The following is a 16,542-nucleotide window of genomic DNA, read 5'->3' as shown; positions in this document are numbered from 1 at the left end:
CGTGTCGACGCAGGACCAGGTGTTGCGGTTGCTGTCGGAGTTGCAGGACGACTTCGGTCTGACCTACATCTTCGTGGCGCACGATCTGGCGGTGGTGCGCCAGGTCAGCGACCGCGTCGCCGTCATGCGCTCCGGCGAGGTGGTCGAGTCCGGCGACAGCGACTCCGTGTACGAGAACCCGCAGAGCGACTACACGCGCCAGCTGCTCACGGCCGCGCCCGTCCTGGACCCGGACGAGGCCCGCCGCCTGCGCGCCGAGCGCGTGGAGAAGCGCGCCAACAGTGAGGCCGCCTGAGGGCCCGCCCGGAACGGGTGGGCCGTGAGGACGGCTGACCGGCAGGACACCGCGGCGCCGTGGGGAATCCCCCACGGCGCCGCCGTCGTCGCGCCTCACCCCCGGCCGGTGGCCGCCTCGGCGAACAGGTCCGCCATCTCACGGGCGTAGGCCCCGTGCTCCTCGGCCGGACGCCGCCTCACGGACCTCGGGGCGGAGCTGAGCGCGGCGAACAGGGCGTCGGTGAACACCTCGGGGTCGAACGAGCGGAACTCCCCGTGGCGCTGGCCGTCGGTGAGGAAGGCGATCAGCTCGGCGCGGCCCGCGTCATCCCCCCGGGCGACGTGCTCCTGGAGTGCGGGCGGGAGGGCGGCGGAGAGCACCTCCCGGCGTGCCGCCATCTCCTGGGGGTGGCTCGCGCAGTGGGTGATGTGGCCGGTGACGATCCGGCGCAGGCCGTCCTCGAAGCCCTCCAGCGGTTCGGGGCCGCCCTCCATCGCGCGGTCCAGACGGCCCTCGATGTGGGCGAGGACCTCCCTGATCAGCCTCTCCTTGGTCTTGAAGTGGTACGTGATCAGCCCCGGGCTGATCGAGGCCCGTGCGGCGATGCGCACGAAGGACGCGCGGGAGTACCCGTCCTCCGCGATGGCCTCGATCGCCGCCGTGACGATCTGCTTGCGGCGGGCCTCCTCGATGAAGGACCGCTCTCCGTCCGCGTTCTCGGCTGGTTGCATGTATAGAAGACTATATGCTCAACTAGGGTGGTGGCCAACGCCTGGAGAGAGGACCCCACCATCCCGTGACGAACGACCGCGAACTCGCCCTGACCGGAGCGACGGTGCTCGTCGGCGCCTCCCTCGCCCCGCACCGGGACTGCACCGTCCTGATCGGGGACGGCCGCGTCCGCGACGTCGGCGCCGACGTGCGGATCCCGCCCGCCGCCCGGGTCCTCGACCTGACCGGGCACACCGTCCTGCCCGGCCTCATCGACACCCACGTCCACCTGGGCGCACCCGAGACCGCGGCCCGCCGGCCCGCCGGCGGCCGGAGGGGAGGTCCCGGCTCCGAGGGGAGCGGGAGGCCTCGGAAGGCCGGTCCGGGCCTCGCGGACCGGCTCGCGGCCGGAGCCGCCCAGGTCCGGGCGGTCGCCGACTGGCTGCGCTTCCAGCCCCGCAAACGCCGCGCGTTCCTCGGCCACGGGGTCACCACCGTGTGCAGCCTGGGCGACGACAACGCCTGGGTGCACGACTTCCGGCGGCGGACGGCCCAGGGCGGCCTGGTGGGGCCGCGCCTGCTCATCGCCGGACCGGTTTTCACCGCCCCGGGCGGCCACCCCGTCGCCACCCTGGGCGCCGAGCCCGACTCCGACTGGGTCCGGGTGCCCGCCGACCCGGAACAGGCGCGCGACCAGGTCGCGGCGCTGGTCGGCGGCGACGACCCCGTGGACGTGGTCAAGGTCGTGCACGACCGGGGCGACCCCCGCCGACGAGACCTGGAACCGATCGATCCGAGGATCCTGGCCGCGATCGCGGACGAGGCGCACCGGTACGGCAGACCCCTCGTCGCCCACTGGGGGACCGTGGAGGACCTGGCCGAACTCCTCGACGCGGGGGTCGACGTGCTCCAGCACCTCGAACCCCGCGGCCCCCTCAACGGGTGGCCGCCCCACCTGCTCGACGCCATGGTCGAAGGCGGCGTCGCCCTCGCCCCGACCCTGGCCGTCACCGAGGCGCTGCTGGACGCCGCCACCGCGGCGTCCCTGCGCGCGCGGGTGGCCGACTTCCTCGACGCGGGCGGAACCCTCCTGGCGGGCAGCGACGCCGGGATGCCGGCGGTGCGCGCGGGCGCGGGCCTGGTGCGCGAGATCGAACTCCTGGCCTCCTGCGGATCGACTCCGCGCCAGGCGCTCGCCGCCGCCACCTCGGCCGCGGCCGGCGCCTTGGGCGCACACCACCTCGGCGCCGTCGAACCCGGCCGCGCCGCCGACCTCCTCGCCGTGCGCGGGGACCCGCTGACCGGCCTCGACGCGCTGCGCGAGGTGGCGTTGGCACTGCGCGACGGACGAGCCGTCGTCGACCGAACCCGAGAGAAGGCGTCATGAGCGGCCCCGAGCCCGCAACGAACCAGCCGTCCGTCGTCCGCGAGGGCGCGGCGACCCATGTGCTGCTGTGGACCGGTTTCCCCCTCCTCGGAGCGGTGGCGGGCTGGGTCCTGTCCCTGGTCCCCGGGTGGCTCGGGATGCTCCCGGGGTGGGTCGCGGCGCTCCCCGTGCTGCCGGAGCAGGAGCAGCTCGACGACCTGGCCGGGCTCCAGGGTCCTGTCCTCACCGCCGTCCTGGTCGCCGTCGGCGTCCTGGCCGGATGCGTGCTGGCGCTGCTCTCCTACAACGACATGGTCGCCGTGGAGGTCAGCGGCGAAGGGGTGCGGATCACCCGCTCCGGACAGGACGCGGAGTTCGGGCGCGACCGGATCGCGGCGGCCTTCCTGGACGGCGGGAACCTGGTCGTGCTCGGCCCGGACACCGCCGAACTCGCCCGGGAGCGCACCGGCCACGGCGCCGACCGGCTCCGCGCGGCCTTCGAGGCGCACGGCTACCGGTGGTGCGACACCGATCCGCACGCGGACGCGTTCCAGCGCTGGGTGGACGGGATGCCCGGTCTCGAACAGCATGCGCAGGCGGTTCTGAGGGCGCGCCAGACCGCGTTGGAGGCCAAGGACGCCGACGACGGCGCGGAGCTGCGCACCGAGCTCGCCCGGCTCGGGGTGGTCGTGCGCGAGGAGGGCCACCGGCAGTACTGGCGTCCGGTGGGCGGCGCGCACGACCGGTGACCGCCGCGGGGAGCCCCCGCGCACCGGTCCGGCGGTGGTCGCCGCCAGCCGGGACCGGGCGAGCCGTCCCGCAGGGGGAGCGGTGCCGGGGTGGCCGCCGTTGTCGGTCGGGCGATCCGGGAATGAAAACGGTTATCATTGGCTTGTACGACGTGACCACCCCGAGGAGGCATCCATGGCACGCAACGAGGTCCGCCCCATCATCAAGCTCAAGTCCACGGCGGGCACGGGCTACACCTACGTGACCCGCAAGAACCGGCGCAACACCCCCGACCGGCTCACCCTGAGCAAGTACGACCCGCGGGCCCGTCGCCACGTCGAGTTCCGCGAGGAGCGCTGACCCCGCAGGGACGCCCGCACCGCCGCCGGTCCGCCCCCTTCGGGGGCCGTGACCCGAGACACCGCCAGGAGGCACGCATGAAACCCGGAATCCACCCCGCCTACGGGCCCGTCGTCTTCCGCGACCGCGCGGGGGACTTCTCCATCCTCACCAGGTCCACCGCCACGAGCGAGAAGACCATCGAGTGGAGCGACGGCAACACCTACCCGCTGATCGACGTCGAGATCTCCAGCGCCAGCCACCCCTTCTACACCGGCACCAGCCGGGTGGTCGACACGGCCGGCCGCGTGGAGCGCTTCCAGCGCCGCTACCAGCGCAAGGGCTGACACCCGACGGCGGCGGGGCGAGGACCCCGCCGTCCGACCCACCCCCACGACAACGACGAGGACAGGGCCGATGGCCGTACCCAAGCGCAGGATGTCGCGCTCCAACACCCGCACGCGCCGCTCCCAATGGAAGGCCGTCACCCCCGACCTGGTGCGCGTCACCCTCCGGGGGCGCGAGCACCTGGTGCCGCGCAACCTCGTCCGCGCCTACCAGCGCGGACTGATCACCCCGCCCGTGTGACCAGGGCATGAAGCGACCGCAGCCGCGCGCCGGGACGACCACGTCCCGGCACGCGGCGCGTCCGTTCAGAGCACGCGGACGACGTGCTTGCCCCGCACGCCCCCGGCCTCCAGAGCCCGGTACGCGGCGGCGATGTCGGAGAGCGGGTGCACCGTGTCCACCACGGGACGCAGCGCGCCCTCCTCCACGTATCGGGTCAGCTCCGCGAACAGCGCGTGCTTCGGCTGCCCGCTGAAGAACCGCACCCGCCGCGAGCCGAACACGTACGAGGCCAGCACGTAGCCCACCGAGGCCATGGAGTCGAAGGACAGACCGACCATGCGCCCACCGGGCGCCAGCAGCCGCCGGTAGGCGGCGAGGTCCGACCCGGCGGTGTCGACGATGACGTCGAACCTCCCCAGGTCGGCCGGGGACGTCGTGGCGTAGTCGAAGGCCTCCTCGGCGCCGAGATCGCGGACCAGGTCGAGGTTGCGCGCGGACGCGAGCCCGGTGACGCGCCCGCCCATCGCCTTGGCGAGCTGGACCGTCGTGTTGCCCACGCCGCCGCTCGCGCCCCGCACCAGCACCCGTTCCCCCGGCCTGAGCCGGGCCTTGTCGCGCAGGGCGGTGATCGAGGTCGTGCCCACGGGCAGGGCCACGGCCTCGACCAGGTCGAGGCCCTCCGGCGCAAGGGACAGTTGACGGGGCTGAACCGCCACGTACTCCGCCGCGCTGCCGAACCTCATGGTCGGCATCACGCCCCACACCCGGTCGCCCACCCGGTAGCCGGTCGCCCCCGGGCCGGTCGCGGCGACCTCGCCGGTGAAGTCGAGGCCGACCCTCTTGGGGAACCTGCGGCCCGCCACCCACCGGAGCCCGCCCGAGCGCATCAGCCACTCGCCCCCGTTCACGCTGACGGCGTGGACCCGCACCAGCAGTTGCCCGGGGCCTGCCGTCGGGGTCGGGACCCGGCCCTCGTACAGCACCTCCGGGGGGCCGTAACCGTCGTACAGCGCCGCTCTCATCAGGCTCACTGGTCCCATCCCTCACACTTTCGGCTGTGCGCACGATCCACCGCCCGCACGATGTGGGCAGGGTCGTCCGCTTCTCCATCACGCTATCCCTCCAAACGGGCAGTGCCGCCCGTTTGTCGTAAAGTGAGAGGCATGGCAGCTCATACCTCTCGGATGGCGCCCGACGGCGACCCCGCCCCGAAGGACCCCTCGGCCCGAGCGGTGGAACCGGCCGGCTCCCGGGCACTCCCTCCCGACGCGGGGCGCGGGCTGCGGTCCGACGCGCGGCACAACCGCCACCGGATCCTGGAGGCCGCCCGGGAGGCGTACCGCGAACGCGGGATCGACGTGCCGATGGTCGCGATCGCCCGCCGGGCGGGAGTGGGCACCGCGACCCTGTACCGCCGCTTCCCGACCAGGGAGGCCCTGGTCGCCGAGGTCTTCGCCGACGAGATGGCCGAGTGCGCCGGAGCGGTGGACGAGGCCCTCGCCGACCCCGACCCCTGGCGGGGTTTCTGTTCGGTGATCACCAAGGTGTGCTCCATGCAGGCCGCCGACCGCGGGTTCACCGACGCCTTCCTGGCGGCCTTCCCCGACTCGGCCGAGTTCGGGGAGCGGCGCGCACGCGCCGAGGGCGGCCTGGCCGAACTGGTCCGCAGGGCAAAGGAGGCGGGGCGGCTGCGCGCCGACTTCGCGCAGGCCGACCTCGTCCTGTTGCTCCTGGCCAACGGCGGCGTCGTCACGGACACCCGGGAGACGACCGAGGCCGCCTCGCGGCGCCTGGTCGCCTACCTGCTCCGGTCCTTCGAGAGCACAGCCGGGGCCGGGAGCCTGCCGCCGGCGCCTCCGATCGGCCTGGGCCAGCTGTACCGTCTGCCCGGAGACTGAGGCCCTCCGGGAGAACATCCTGAACCGGTCGGACGAAACGCCCTCACCCCTGCCAACCGAATCCCTGCTGGTCGGGCAGGCTTGGAGCCGTGACCAGCCGAACCGATTCTGAGGCCCCCGCCCCCGGCCCCAGTACCGTGCGCACCCCGCGCAGACCCGTCGACCTCCTCCTGGGCGCGGCGGGCCTGCTGCTGGTGACGGCGATCATGCTCGCCGTCAGCGTGGCCACCGGCAGCGACGACGCGACCGACCCCGCCCGCCTGCGCTCCCTCCTGCCTCCCAGCCTGCTCTTCCTCGTCGCGGTGGGCGCCAACCTGCTGCTCATCGTCCTGGTCTGCTACGTCGTCCTGCGCATCCTGTTCACCGGCAACCTCCGGGACCTCGTACGCACCATGACAGCGGGCATCTCCGCCTACACCCTCGCCTCCCTCATCAACGCGGCCCTCATCGCCCTGATCAGTCCCGACCTCGTCCCCAACACCCTCACCGCCGCCCCCGACGACGTCTTCCCCAGCGCCACCCTCGGATACGTGGCGGCGGTCATCGCCTTCCTGCGCACCATGCCCACGGGCCTGCCGCGCACCCGCTCCGTCCTGTGGGCGGGGAACACCACCGTCGCGGTCTGCTCCCTCCTCGCCGGGGTCACCAGCCTGCTCGCCCTCGTCCTCACCGTCCTGGTCGGCATGATCTGCGCCTTCCTCACCTGGTACGCCATCGGAGCGGGCAGCCGCGTCCCGGCCGACGACGGGCTCCTGCACACCGAGTTGCGCCGCTTCGGCCTGACCGCGACCACCGTCGCCCAGGCGGGCACCGACAGGGAGGGCAACCCCCGCCACCTCGCCGAACTCGACGACGGGGGGCGGGCGGAGGTCACCGTGCTCAGCTCCGAGAACACCTCGGGGTTCTGGCGGCGCCTGCGCGACATGGCGTTCCTGCGCGGCCCCGTCGCACCCCGGATGCTCTACGGCGTGCGCCGCCGGGCCGAGCACGCCGCGCTGATGAGCTACTCCGCCCGCGACGCGGGGGTGACCGTCCCCCGGGTCCTGGCCGTCGGCGAACTCGGCCCCGGCACGGTCATCCTCGTCCGTGAACTCCCCGAGGTCCTGCCCCTGGACGAGCTGGACGACGAGGCACTCACCGACGATCTCCTCGACCTGTGCTGGCGCGGTCTCGGGACCCTGCACCGTCACCGCATCGCCCACGGCGGCCTGACGGGGGCCACCGTCGGGGTCCTCGGCACCGTTCCCGAGAGCGCGGGGTTCACGGGCATCGACCGGGGTGCGGTGGCGGCTCCGCAGATGAGGATCGCCCTCGACCACGCCGCCATGGTCACCCTGCTGGCGATGCGGGTCGGCGCGGAACGCGCGGTGGCCTCGGCCGTGCGCTCCCTCGGGGTCCCCGCCACGACGGCGATCCTGCCGTTCCTGCAACCGCCCGGACTGCCCTACCCGCTGCGCGCGGGTCTGCGTGCCGACCGCGGGCTGCTGGGGCGGCTGCGCGAGCGCATGGTCGAGCTCGCCCCCGAGGCCACCTTCGAGCCGGCCCGCCTCGAACGCATGCAGCCCCGCACGATCGTCAGCGTCGTCGTGGCGACCGCCGTCGGACTGGTCCTGCTGTACCAGCTCACCGGGGTCGACTTCAGCACGATCGGCCAGGCGGACCCGCGGTGGGCGGCCGCCGCCTTCGCCATGTCCACGGTGTGCATGGTCGCCGCCGCGATGGTCCTGGTCGGGTTCGTGCCGATCCCGCTGCCCTGGTGGCGCACGGTCATGGCCCAGTACGCGGCGTCGTTCGTGCGGATCGCCGCCCCGGCCGGGCTCGGGTCGATCGCGGTCAACACCCGGTTCGTCACGAGGGCCGGCGCCCCCACCCCGCTGGCGCTGTCGGCCGTGGGCCTCACCCAGCTCGTCGGATTCCTCATCCACGTGCCGCTGCTGCTGGTGTGCGCCTACCTCACCGGTACCTCGTACTGGACGGGTTTCACCCCGTCGCCGACCGTCGTGGTGATCAGCATCGCGGGGACCGCCGCGGTCGCCGTGGTCCTGATCTCGCCCCGCATGCGCCGGACCATCGCCTCCCGGACCCGCCCGTACCTGCGGGGGGTGCTGCCGCGACTGCTGGACATGCTCCAGAGCCCGGCCAGCCTGATCCTGGGCTTCGGCGGGACGGTGCTGCTGACCGTGGCGTTCGTGCTGTGCCTGTACTTCTCGGTGGCCGCCTTCAGCCCTCCGGGCACGCACGTGAGCCTGGTGGCGGTCGCCGTGGTCTTCCTGGCGGGAAACGCGATCGGCTCGGCGGCGCCCACCCCCGGAGGGCTGGGCGCGGTGGAGGCGGCGCTGATCGGCGGGCTCACGACCGTGGCGGGTGTGACCGCGGCCGTCGCACTGCCCGCCGTGCTGCTGTTCCGGCTGCTGACCTTCTGGTTCCCGGTCCTGCCGGGCTGGGCGGCCTTCAGCCACCTCCAACGCCGCGAGGCGATCTGACCCTGCCGAACGCGGCCGGGGCGGTCCGGACCCGCAGGCCGTGCCGGGACCGCGCGGGGGAGTCCGCAGGCCGCCCCGGATAACCTGGAGGGGAGGGGCCTGCACGGGCGGGCGGTGCGCGGCGCGGTCCGCTGTCCGCCGCCCCGGCGGGACCCCGCAGTCCCGGCCCCGTGGGACTTTCGCGAGTGAGGGGCGCCCGCCGACCACTGCGGCGGGACCCGGGCGGGCGACCGCCCCGGCGTCGGGGAGGCGCGTCACCCCGGCCCCCGCACAGCGAAGCGGCCGGTTCTGGCAGGTCAGGCCAGGGGTCCTATCATGTGCCGTTTGTCACTGACGGGCATCGCCCAGGGTAATCCTGAATTAAGATCGGGAAAATAGGAAATTCGGGTGGTAAGTCGGGTTCGTCCCCGGCTTCGCCCGCCGCACCGCACCCGTGAGGATCCCCTTTCATGCGCCGCACCGCCATCGCCGTCCCCGCCACCGCAGTACTCCTGGCGGTGGCCGCCTGTGGCGCCCCGTCCGAGAACGCCGCCGAGTCCAGCGGCAGCGAGGAGACCCTCGTGGTGGGCGCGACGGCCGTCCCCGCCGGGGACATCCTGGAGTTCATCGACGCGGAACTGGCGGAGGGGGCCGGGCTGGACCTGGAGATCGTCGAGTACTCCGACTACATCGCCCCCAACGCCGCACTCGACGAGGGCCAGCTGGACGTCAACCTCTACCAGCACGCCCCGTTCCTCGACGAGTACAACGAGGGCAACGGCACCGACCTGGTCTCGGTCCAGGAGATCTACCTGCCCCCGCTGGGGCTGTACTCCAACAAGGTCGACGCGGTCGAGGACCTGGAGGACGGCGCCGAGGTGGCGCTCCCCAACGACCCCACCAACGAGTTCCGGGCGCTCCTGCTGCTGGAGGAGGGCGGCCTGATCACCCTCGCCGAGGGCGTCGACGAGGCCACGTTCTCGCTGTCGGACATCGAGGACAACCCGAAGGACCTGGAGTTCCGCGAGGTCGAGGCCGCACAGCTGCCCCGCTCGCTGGACGACGTGGACGCCGCCATCGTCAACAACAACTACGCGCAGGAGGCCGGCCTGGACTTCGAGGAGGACAGCATCCTCCTGGAGCAGGTCGAGGGCAACCCGTACGTGAACGTCCTCGCCGCCCGCGCCGACAACGCCGACGACCCGCGCGTGGCCACCCTCGCGGACCTGCTCACCTCCGAGGAGACCGCGGCGTTCATCGAGGAGAAGTACCAGGGCAGCGTCATCCCCGTCACCGGCAGCTGACACCGGGCGTCCGCGCGCCCGACCGGGCGCGCTCCGAAGCCCTCCGCACGGCCGTCCCACCGCACCGGTGGGGCGGCCGTCGGCCGTTGTCACCGGGTCCTGCTCGGATGGCGCCATGACCAGCGTGGACACCACCCTCCCCCTGACCCCGCACCAGGGCAATGGACGGCGGTGCCGGGCGGCCGGGCACGGTCTCCGCTCCCTGTCGGGCGCCCCGCTGCGGCCGCCGCAGAGCCCGAGCGGGGAGGTGGACCGGCCGCGCCCGGTCGCGGCGGGCGGTCAGTCCTTGAGGGCGGCGGCGAAGAAGTCGAGCGAGCGGTCGACCTCGCCCAGGGAGGGGCCCCGGTTCAGGTGCCCGTGGGTCATCCCCGCCGCGACGAAGGTCCGGTGGGGGACCCCCGCCTCCTCCAGCTGCCTGGCGAGGAGCTCGCCGGAGGGCCGCAGGTCGTCGTACTCGGACAGCACGAAACTCGTCGCGGGGAGGCCGGTCAGGTCCGCCGCCCCGGGCATCGCGTCGGACGGGAGCCCGCCCACGCGCCCCACGTAGTTGCGCACCATGCCCTCGATCGACTCGGGGGTGAACCGCAGGAGCGGCGGCAGGGAGTCCATCCGGGCCGCGCTGTCCCCGTCCAGCGCCGGGTTCGGGAAGTGGAGGAACGGGTAGGCGAGCAGCACGGCGCGCGGCAGCGGACGGCCCCGGTCGCGCAGGCGCAGCGCCGTGGACAGGGCCAGGGCGGAGCCCGCGCTCGCACCGCCGATGGCGGCGGCTCCCTCCTCCACCCAACCGGTCTCGGCCAGCCACGTCCACGCGGCGTACGCGTCGTCAACGGGAACCGGGTAGCGGACGCCGCCCACGGCGAGGCGGTAGTCCACCGAGACGACCAGGGCCCGCGCGCGGACGGCCAGTTCGGCGCTGACCGTGTGCGCCTCCGGCATGTCCAGGTCGCCGTGCACGAACCCGCCGCCGTGCAGCCACATCAGAGCGCGGCCGTCGGTCTCCCGCGGGCGGTAGATCCGCACGGGGACCTCCCCGTGGGGGCCGGGAACGGTGCGGTCCTCGACCGAGACGTCCGGCAGCAACCACTCGGCGGGATCGCGCTGGTACTCGGCGAACCGGCTCAGAGCCTCCGGATCGGTCCGCAGGCCGTCCCGGTCGCCGAGGCCCGCGAGGAGGTGGAGCCTGGCGGCCAGGTAGGGGTCGAGGGTCATGCCGTCTCCGAGCTCTCGGTTCAGTGGATCAGGGGGCGTGCTCCGCGCAACCGGTGGGGGAGCGGTCGCGACGCGCGGGAGGAGCGTGTCCGCGGCACGCACGGCCGCGCGGCGGGTCGCGGTGATCCTGTCATACCAGCTGTCCCGGGCCCCGAAACGGTGGCGTGTCGGTGGGGCGCGAGGTCCGGTGCTGTCGCGGCCGGCGCCCCCGGGATCGGATCGGAGATCACGACCGGTCCGGCGTCCCCGTCTCCCGGCGCACCCGAACCGCGGGCGCAGGCGTGCGCACCTGTGGTGGCAGGAGGCAGCACGGGGGAGGACGCGAAGATCGGTGGAGACCCTCCTGGGCCGGCGTGCCGCCGCATCGGGCGCGTCGCCGCCTCGCGAGGAGGATGTCCGTCCTCGACAGGACGGGCGGGGAAGGAAAAACGCTCCCTTCCACTCTCAACGTATAGCGCACCCGGGGGCTTGCGGCAAGACCCCGGTCATGGCGCACAATCATCGATCGTGGCCGGAAGACGCGTGCGCCGGAGTCGGCGCGCACGTGGCGCGGGTACCTCGAACCGACACCGTGACCTGCGGGACTCGGTGCTCGGGCGCCGGTGTGCGCCGGTGAACCGCGCTGAGCGGCCGGCCGAGAACCGAACTCGTTGAATGGGCGTACTGAATGATTGACGTGATCGTGGTCGGCGGCGGACCGACCGGCCTCATGCTGGCCGGCGAGTTGCGGCTGCACGGCGTGCACGTGGTCGTGCTGGAGAAGGACGCGGCGCCGACCGGGCAGTCCCGAGGGCAGGGCCTGCACGCGCGCAGCGTCGAGGTGATGGACCAGCGCGGCCTGTTGGACCGCTTCCTCGCGGTCAGTGAGAAGTTTCGGGTCGGCGGCCTCTTCGGGGGTGTCACAAAGCCGTGGCCCGAGCTGTTGGACACCGCCCACCCGTACGGCCTCGCCGTCCCGCAGCCGGTCACGGAGCGGCTGCTCGGCGAGCGCGCCCTCGAACTCGGCACGGAGATCCGGCGTTCCTGCGAACTGGTCGGTCTGGCCCAGGACGAGCACGGGGTGACCGCGGAGCTGGCCGACGGCACGCGGCTGCGCTCGCGCTACCTCGTCGGCTGCGACGGAGGCCGCAGCACGGTGCGCAAACGGCTCGGGGTCGGCTTCCCGGGCGAGCCCGCCACGGTCGAGACGCTGCTCGGCGCGATGGAGGTGACCGCGGATCCGGAGACGATCGCCGCCGCCGTGGCGGAGGTCCACAAGACCCAGCTGCGGTTCGGTCTCGCCCCCGCCGGAGAGGAGGACGAGGGGGTGTACCGCGTCGTCGTTCCCGCTGACGGCGTGGCCGAGGACCGTGCGACCGGGCCCACCCTGGAGGAGTTCAAGGAGCGGTTGCGGGCCTTCGCGGGCACCGACTTCGGTGTGCACTCGCCGCGCTGGCTGTCCCGGTTCGGCGACGCCACCCGCCAGGCCGAGCGCTACCGGGTCGGGCGGGTGATGCTGGTGGGCGACGCGGCGCACATCCACCCGCCGACCGGCGGGCAGGGGCTCAACCTCGGTGTGCAGGACGCGTTCAACCTCGGCTGGAAGCTGGCCGCCGCGGTCGACGGCTGGGCGCCGGAGGGACTGCTGGACAGCTACCACACCGAACGGCACCCCGTGGGCGCAGACGTCCTCAGGAACACCCGGGCGCAGATCACCCTGCTGGGCGCCGACCCGGGCGCGACCGCCCTGCGGGAGCTGTTCTCGAAGCTGATGGACGTCGAGGAGGTGAACCGGTACGTCACCGGGATCATCACCGCGGTCGACGTCCGCTACGACTTCGGTGAGGGGCACCCACTCCTCGGCAGGCGGATGCGCGACATCGGCCTGAAGCGGGGCCGCCTCTACGACCTGCTGCACGGCGGTCGCGGACTGCTCCTCGACCGGACCGGCCGGCTCTCGGTGGAGGGCTGGTCCGACCGGGTCGACCACGTCATCGACGACAGCGACGAACTGGACGTGCCCGCCGTGCTGCTGCGGCCGGACGGCCACGTGGCGTGGGTCGGTGACGACCAGCAGGATCTGCTCGCCCACCTGCCCGGGTGGTTCGGCGCCGCCGGCGGCTGAGCACGGAGACGTGCCCGCCGCCGCGGCTCACGGCGGCGGGAGGCGCGACGCGAGCAGCCGGGCGAGTCCGGCCTCGCCCGCGGGCTTCCACGTGGGCTTGCCACCTGGAAGCCCCAGGTCACCGGCGTGACCGATGTCGATGAGTATGAGGCAGCGCAGGAGCGCCCATCCCCGCGCCCGGCGGACCGCGGCCGCGTCGGCGGGGGCGTACGCGTCGAAGAACCGCTCGGCCGCGCCCGAGGGCAGCAGGAGCCACGCCGCCGCGAGGTCGATCGCCGGATCACCGGAGGACAGGTCACCGAAGTCGATCACACCCGCCAGGGTCCCGTCCGAGACGACGACGTTCGCCGGGTGCAGGTCGCCGTGGAGCCACACCGCAGGCCGGTCCCACGCCGGGGCCGTCACCGCGTCGCTCCACACCTCCCGCATCCGGGTGATGTCGCTGCGGGAGGCAGCAGCCCGGAGGTGCTCTTCGGCCTCCCCGGCGATGTCCGCCAGGGGGACACCGCGTCCGGGGCTGTCTGGGGCGTTGTCGGGCGCCTCCTGGTGGAGGGCGGTCAGGAAGCCCGCCAAGGCCTCGGCCGCCTGCGGGCCGCGGCAGACCGGGGTGCGGTCCGCCGGTTCGCCGGCGACCCACGTCGTGACGAGCCAGGTCTCGGGGAAGCTCGCGGACGGCGTCCCCAGACGCACGGGGACCGGGACGGGCAGCGGGAGGCGGGGCGCCAGGGCCGGCAGCCATCGGTGTTCCGAACGGAGCAGGGTGGGGGCACGCGGAGTGCGCGGCAGACGAACCGCCAGATCCTCACCGAGGCGCCACATCCGGTTGTCCCAGCCGCCGTCCACGGGCCGCAGCTCCAGCCCCGCGAGGTCCGGGTGCTGTGCGTCCAGCAGGGACCGCACCAGGGTCTCGTCGACCGTCAGGTCCTCCACGCGAAAGCCTTTCGCCTCGGTACCGGAGGCCGCCGACGGCCGCTCCCGCGCCGACGACGGACCCGTGACGGGGCCCAGGGTACCGAGCCCGCGGTCCGCACCCCGTGCGTGCGCCGCCCGCCTGGCGGCTCCCGTACGCGGTGCGGTGGCCGGACTACGGCAGAAGGGTTCGGCAGAGAGAGTTCAGGAGGTCGCACCCACGTCTGCCGGTTCCGTCACGGGGATCCCCGCACCGGTGGTTCGGTGCAGGGCGGGGAGGAGTGCGCCGCAACCCGGTGGGCGCACTCCAGGTCCCGCACCATCGCTGGGTGCGGGTCAGGGGCGCGGGGCGTCGTCCGGAGAGGAGGGCCGGTCGCTGTCCAGGACCCGTCCGAGGGACCTGAGCATGGCCAAGGGGTCCGGTCCGGCGGGTGTGAGCACCACGCTCGTCGCGCCCGCGTCGTGGCGGGCCGCGATTTTGGCGCGCACCTGATCCACGGTCCCGGCCAGCGACAGCTCGTCCACCCAGGCGCGGGGCATGGTCGCGGCGAACTCCTCCGCGGACGCGCACGCGTCACGGTGCTCGGCCAGCTCCCGCGCATACGGCAGAGGGGCGATATGGGGGCTCCACGCCGCCTCCCCGGCACACGCCAACGCGGGCCGGACCTGCTCCAGGGCGGCCTCGCCGTCGTCGTCCACCAGGGCGACGTCGTAGGTGATGACCTCCATGTCGCGTCCGGGGGCTTCCGAACGGGCGTGCCCGAGAGCGGCGGAGACGTAGGCGGGGGCGGAGGGCTCGGCCAGCAGGATGCCGTCGGCGACGCGGCCGGCCACCGCCAGCGACTTGGGACCGCGCACGCCCAGGACGAGCGGGGGCGTGTGGGCGGGGGGTTGGTCGAGCAGCACGTCCTGGGCGTGCACGTACCGTCCCGGGGCGGGCCCGGGGTCGCCCCGGAGCAGGGTGCGCAGGGTGGTGGTGTACTCCTCGATGAGGGTCAGAGGGCTGGCGGGGCGGGCGTCGACCTGCCGCATCCAGTCCTCCATGCCGTGGCCGACGCCCACGGTCAGCCTCCCCGGGAAGAGCTGGGACAGGGTGGCCAGTTCCATGGCGGCGAAGGCGGCGTTGCGCGCCCCCGCGGGCAGGATCCCGATGCCGACGGTGATGCGCGCGGTGCTGGCCAGCGCCGCGCCGGCCTGGGCGACACCGCCCCGGAAGCCCAGGTCCTCCACGACCCACAGTTCGTCGAAGCCCAGGTCCTCGGCCTCGCGGACGAAGGGCAGGACCTGGGCCGAGGGCAGGTCGCGGGGGAGCATGACGCCCACCCGGCCGCGGGGGGTGGAGGGGGAGGTGTTCACGGTGGCTCCTCGTGTGGGGCTTCGGTGTGGCTGAGATCGTACGGCTCAGGGTCGGGGGCGGGAGCTGAGGACCCCGGCCAGGAGGATCGTGACGACTCCGGCGATCGGTACCAGGGCCAGTCCCGTCCGGATGCTGGACGCCTCGGCCACCAGGCCCACCAGGGGCGGCGAGAGCAGGAAGCCCAACCGCATCAGCCAGGAGACCACTGTCAGGCCGGTGCCCGGACGCAGACCGGGAAGCTCGTCGGCCGCGTGCATGGCCGCGGGCACGAGGGTCGCCACCCCCAGGCCGGCGACCGCGAACCCTGCGATCGTTCCGGGCACGCTCGGGAAGGCCAGTGCCAGCCCCATGCCCACAGCGGTGAGCAGGCCGCCGGCGCGCGCCACCGCGCGCTGTCCGAACCGGTCGACGCACCTGTCGCCGACCAGTCGCCCGACGAACTGGGCGCCGACCAGGGCGATGAAACCGGCCGCGGCCACGGCGGCCGGTGCGTGCAGCGAACCCGAGAGGTAGACCGCCGCCCAGGAGCTGCCCGCGTCCTCGACCACAGTGCCCGAGATGGCGAGGAGCACCAGTGCCGCCAGTGTCCACACGACCCACGTGCGGGTCCTCGCCGTGTCGACCGCCTGGTCGGAGAGTTCGCGGGGTGTGGCGACCGTGTTCTCTTCGACCCCCGGGGTGTCGGGGCCGGGCAGGCACCAGCGCAGTGCGAACAGCGCGACCGCCGAGAAGAGCGCGGCGCTCAGACCCAGGTGGATCTGTCGGGGGATCTCCAGAGCGATGGCGCCCGCGGCCATGGTTCCGCCGGTGACGGCGCCGATGGACCACACGGCGTGGAAGTTGTTGAGGATGGAGCGCCCGTAGCGGCGTTGGACCCGCAGCGCATGCGCGTTCTGACCCACGTCGGTGAGCGAGTCCATCGCCCCGGCCACCAGCAGTGCGGCGGCGAACACCCAGAAGCCGGGGGCGAAGGCCGCGGCCCAGGTGCCCAGGCCCGTGGCGAGGGTGCCCAGGACCGCGACCCGTGCCGAGCCGAAGCGGCGGATGAGGACCGCCGCGGTCAGGCCCGCGGCGATCGCGCCGGCGGGGAAGGCCGCCACCGCCAGCCCGTACGCGGCGGCGCCCAGTTCGAGGTCGGCCTTGATCTGGGGGAAACGGGGGACGAGGTTGGCGAACAGCGCTCCGTTGGTGAAGAACAGCGCGCCCACGGCCATGCGTGCGCGTCGGTCCCGCACGTCCGGGCCGGCGGTCTCCTGCAGAATCATGAGTACGATCGTACACATCAGGGGTGGGGTCAGGAAGCCTCC

General features: G+C 73.7%; 15 protein-coding genes and 1 pseudogene. 10 read left to right on the top strand and 6 right to left on the bottom strand.

Going from position 1 to position 16,542, the window contains the following annotated elements:
• Positions 1 to 295 (top strand): annotated as a pseudogene (locus Q8791_RS18930) (ABC transporter ATP-binding protein); the annotation flags it as partial.
• Positions 296 to 390: 95 nt separating this feature from the next.
• Here the strand turns inward: Q8791_RS18930 and Q8791_RS18925 are convergent.
• On the bottom strand, positions 391 to 1,008 hold the full coding sequence (locus tag Q8791_RS18925) for a TetR/AcrR family transcriptional regulator (protein ID WP_330093069.1): 618 nt from the start codon (positions 1,006 to 1,008) through the stop codon (positions 391 to 393).
• Between the two features lie 65 nt (positions 1,009 to 1,073).
• On the opposite strand from Q8791_RS18925, the gene Q8791_RS18920 reads away from it, so the two are divergent.
• The 5 genes from Q8791_RS18920 to rpmF all read left to right on the top strand — a co-directional run bounded on the left by Q8791_RS18920 (position 1,074) and on the right by rpmF (position 4,010).
• Positions 1,074 to 2,375 (top strand): amidohydrolase family protein, encoded by a 1,302-nt coding sequence (locus Q8791_RS18920; protein WP_330093068.1) that lies wholly within the window; start codon positions 1,074 to 1,076, stop codon positions 2,373 to 2,375.
• Complete coding sequence (locus Q8791_RS18915; RefSeq protein WP_330093067.1) at positions 2,372 to 3,103, top strand: YqeB family protein; 732 nt, start codon at positions 2,372 to 2,374, stop codon at positions 3,101 to 3,103. The genes Q8791_RS18920 and Q8791_RS18915 overlap by 4 nt, the downstream gene beginning before the upstream one ends.
• 175 nt (positions 3,104 to 3,278) lie before the next feature.
• The gene (gene rpmG / locus Q8791_RS18910; protein ID WP_330093066.1) at positions 3,279 to 3,443 is read left to right on the top strand and encodes a 50S ribosomal protein L33; all 165 of its coding nucleotides are present in this window, start codon (positions 3,279 to 3,281) and stop codon (positions 3,441 to 3,443) included.
• Between the two features lie 77 nt (positions 3,444 to 3,520).
• Complete coding sequence (locus tag Q8791_RS18905) at positions 3,521 to 3,769, top strand: type B 50S ribosomal protein L31 (protein ID WP_330093065.1); 249 nt, start codon at positions 3,521 to 3,523, stop codon at positions 3,767 to 3,769.
• Between the two features lie 70 nt (positions 3,770 to 3,839).
• Positions 3,840 to 4,010, top strand: coding sequence for a 50S ribosomal protein L32 (gene rpmF, locus Q8791_RS18900; protein ID WP_330093064.1), 171 nt, complete (start codon positions 3,840 to 3,842; stop codon positions 4,008 to 4,010).
• A gap of 65 nt (positions 4,011 to 4,075) precedes the next feature.
• Here the strand turns inward: rpmF and Q8791_RS18895 are convergent, their stop codons facing one another.
• A complete protein-coding gene (locus Q8791_RS18895; protein ID WP_407942026.1) occupies positions 4,076 to 5,014 on the bottom strand; it encodes an NAD(P)-dependent alcohol dehydrogenase in 939 nt (312 codons plus the stop codon).
• 141 nt (positions 5,015 to 5,155) lie between these two features.
• On the opposite strand from Q8791_RS18895, the gene Q8791_RS18890 reads away from it, so the two are divergent.
• The 3 genes from Q8791_RS18890 (at position 5,156) to Q8791_RS18880 (ending at position 9,656) form a co-directional block, all read left to right on the top strand.
• Positions 5,156 to 5,890, top strand: coding sequence for a TetR/AcrR family transcriptional regulator (locus tag Q8791_RS18890; RefSeq protein WP_330093062.1), 735 nt, complete (start codon positions 5,156 to 5,158; stop codon positions 5,888 to 5,890).
• A gap of 89 nt (positions 5,891 to 5,979) precedes the next feature.
• Positions 5,980 to 8,373: a lysylphosphatidylglycerol synthase transmembrane domain-containing protein gene (locus Q8791_RS18885; RefSeq protein ID WP_330093061.1), complete on the top strand. Its 2,394-nt coding sequence runs from the start codon at positions 5,980 to 5,982 to the stop codon at positions 8,371 to 8,373.
• Between the two features lie 449 nt (positions 8,374 to 8,822).
• Positions 8,823 to 9,656 (top strand): MetQ/NlpA family ABC transporter substrate-binding protein, encoded by an 834-nt coding sequence (locus Q8791_RS18880; protein ID WP_330093060.1) that lies wholly within the window; start codon positions 8,823 to 8,825, stop codon positions 9,654 to 9,656.
• 279 nt (positions 9,657 to 9,935) lie between these two features.
• Here Q8791_RS18880 and Q8791_RS18875 read toward each other — a convergent pair whose 3' ends face one another.
• Entirely contained in the window at positions 9,936 to 10,865 is a 930-nt protein-coding gene (locus Q8791_RS18875; protein WP_330093059.1) for an alpha/beta hydrolase fold domain-containing protein, read from the bottom strand.
• 667 nt (positions 10,866 to 11,532) lie between these two features.
• On the opposite strand from Q8791_RS18875, the gene rox reads away from it, so the two are divergent.
• Positions 11,533 to 12,969, top strand: a complete 1,437-nt coding sequence (gene rox, locus Q8791_RS18870) for a rifampin monooxygenase (RefSeq protein WP_330093058.1) — start codon at positions 11,533 to 11,535, stop codon at positions 12,967 to 12,969.
• Positions 12,970 to 12,996: 27 nt separating this feature from the next.
• On the opposite strand, the gene Q8791_RS18865 is transcribed toward rox, so the two are convergent.
• From Q8791_RS18865 to Q8791_RS18855, 3 genes are all read right to left on the bottom strand, one after another.
• Positions 12,997 to 13,899, bottom strand: a complete 903-nt coding sequence (locus tag Q8791_RS18865; protein ID WP_330093057.1) for an aminoglycoside phosphotransferase family protein — start codon at positions 13,897 to 13,899, stop codon at positions 12,997 to 12,999.
• 315 nt (positions 13,900 to 14,214) lie between these two features.
• The gene (locus Q8791_RS18860; RefSeq protein WP_330093056.1) at positions 14,215 to 15,234 is read right to left on the bottom strand and encodes an LLM class flavin-dependent oxidoreductase; all 1,020 of its coding nucleotides are present in this window, start codon (positions 15,232 to 15,234) and stop codon (positions 14,215 to 14,217) included.
• A 45-nt stretch (positions 15,235 to 15,279) separates the two neighbouring features.
• A complete protein-coding gene (locus Q8791_RS18855) occupies positions 15,280 to 16,500 on the bottom strand; it encodes an MFS transporter (RefSeq protein ID WP_330093055.1) in 1,221 nt (406 codons plus the stop codon).
• Positions 16,501 to 16,542: the final 42 nt, after the last annotated feature.

It is taken from the genome of Nocardiopsis codii, from assembly GCF_036327455.1.
GTDB classification, from domain to species: domain Bacteria; phylum Actinomycetota; class Actinomycetes; order Streptosporangiales; family Streptosporangiaceae; genus Nocardiopsis; species Nocardiopsis codii.
This window is presented reverse-complemented; position numbering and strand designations above follow the sequence as displayed.

What these genes read in the sequence shown, in the direction of transcription:
- Q8791_RS18925 (WP_330093069.1), bottom strand. Translation starts at nt 1,008, where the DNA reads ATGCAACCAGCCGAGAACGCGGACGGAGAGCGGTCCTTCATCGAGGAG.
- Q8791_RS18915 (WP_330093067.1), top strand. Translation starts at nt 2,372, where the DNA reads ATGAGCGGCCCCGAGCCCGCAACGAACCAGCCGTCCGTCGTCCGCGAG.
- rpmG (WP_330093066.1), top strand. Translation starts at nt 3,279, where the DNA reads ATGGCACGCAACGAGGTCCGCCCCATCATCAAGCTCAAGTCCACGGCG.
- Q8791_RS18905 (WP_330093065.1), top strand. Translation starts at nt 3,521, where the DNA reads ATGAAACCCGGAATCCACCCCGCCTACGGGCCCGTCGTCTTCCGCGAC.
- rpmF (WP_330093064.1), top strand. Translation starts at nt 3,840, where the DNA reads ATGGCCGTACCCAAGCGCAGGATGTCGCGCTCCAACACCCGCACGCGC.
- Q8791_RS18895 (WP_407942026.1), bottom strand. Translation starts at nt 5,014, where the DNA reads ATGAGAGCGGCGCTGTACGACGGTTACGGCCCCCCGGAGGTGCTGTAC.
- Q8791_RS18890 (WP_330093062.1), top strand. Translation starts at nt 5,156, where the DNA reads ATGGCAGCTCATACCTCTCGGATGGCGCCCGACGGCGACCCCGCCCCG.
- Q8791_RS18880 (WP_330093060.1), top strand. Translation starts at nt 8,823, where the DNA reads ATGCGCCGCACCGCCATCGCCGTCCCCGCCACCGCAGTACTCCTGGCG.
- Q8791_RS18875 (WP_330093059.1), bottom strand. Translation starts at nt 10,865, where the DNA reads ATGACCCTCGACCCCTACCTGGCCGCCAGGCTCCACCTCCTCGCGGGC.
- rox (WP_330093058.1), top strand. Translation starts at nt 11,533, where the DNA reads ATGATTGACGTGATCGTGGTCGGCGGCGGACCGACCGGCCTCATGCTG.
- Q8791_RS18855 (WP_330093055.1), bottom strand. Translation starts at nt 16,500, where the DNA reads ATGATTCTGCAGGAGACCGCCGGCCCGGACGTGCGGGACCGACGCGCA.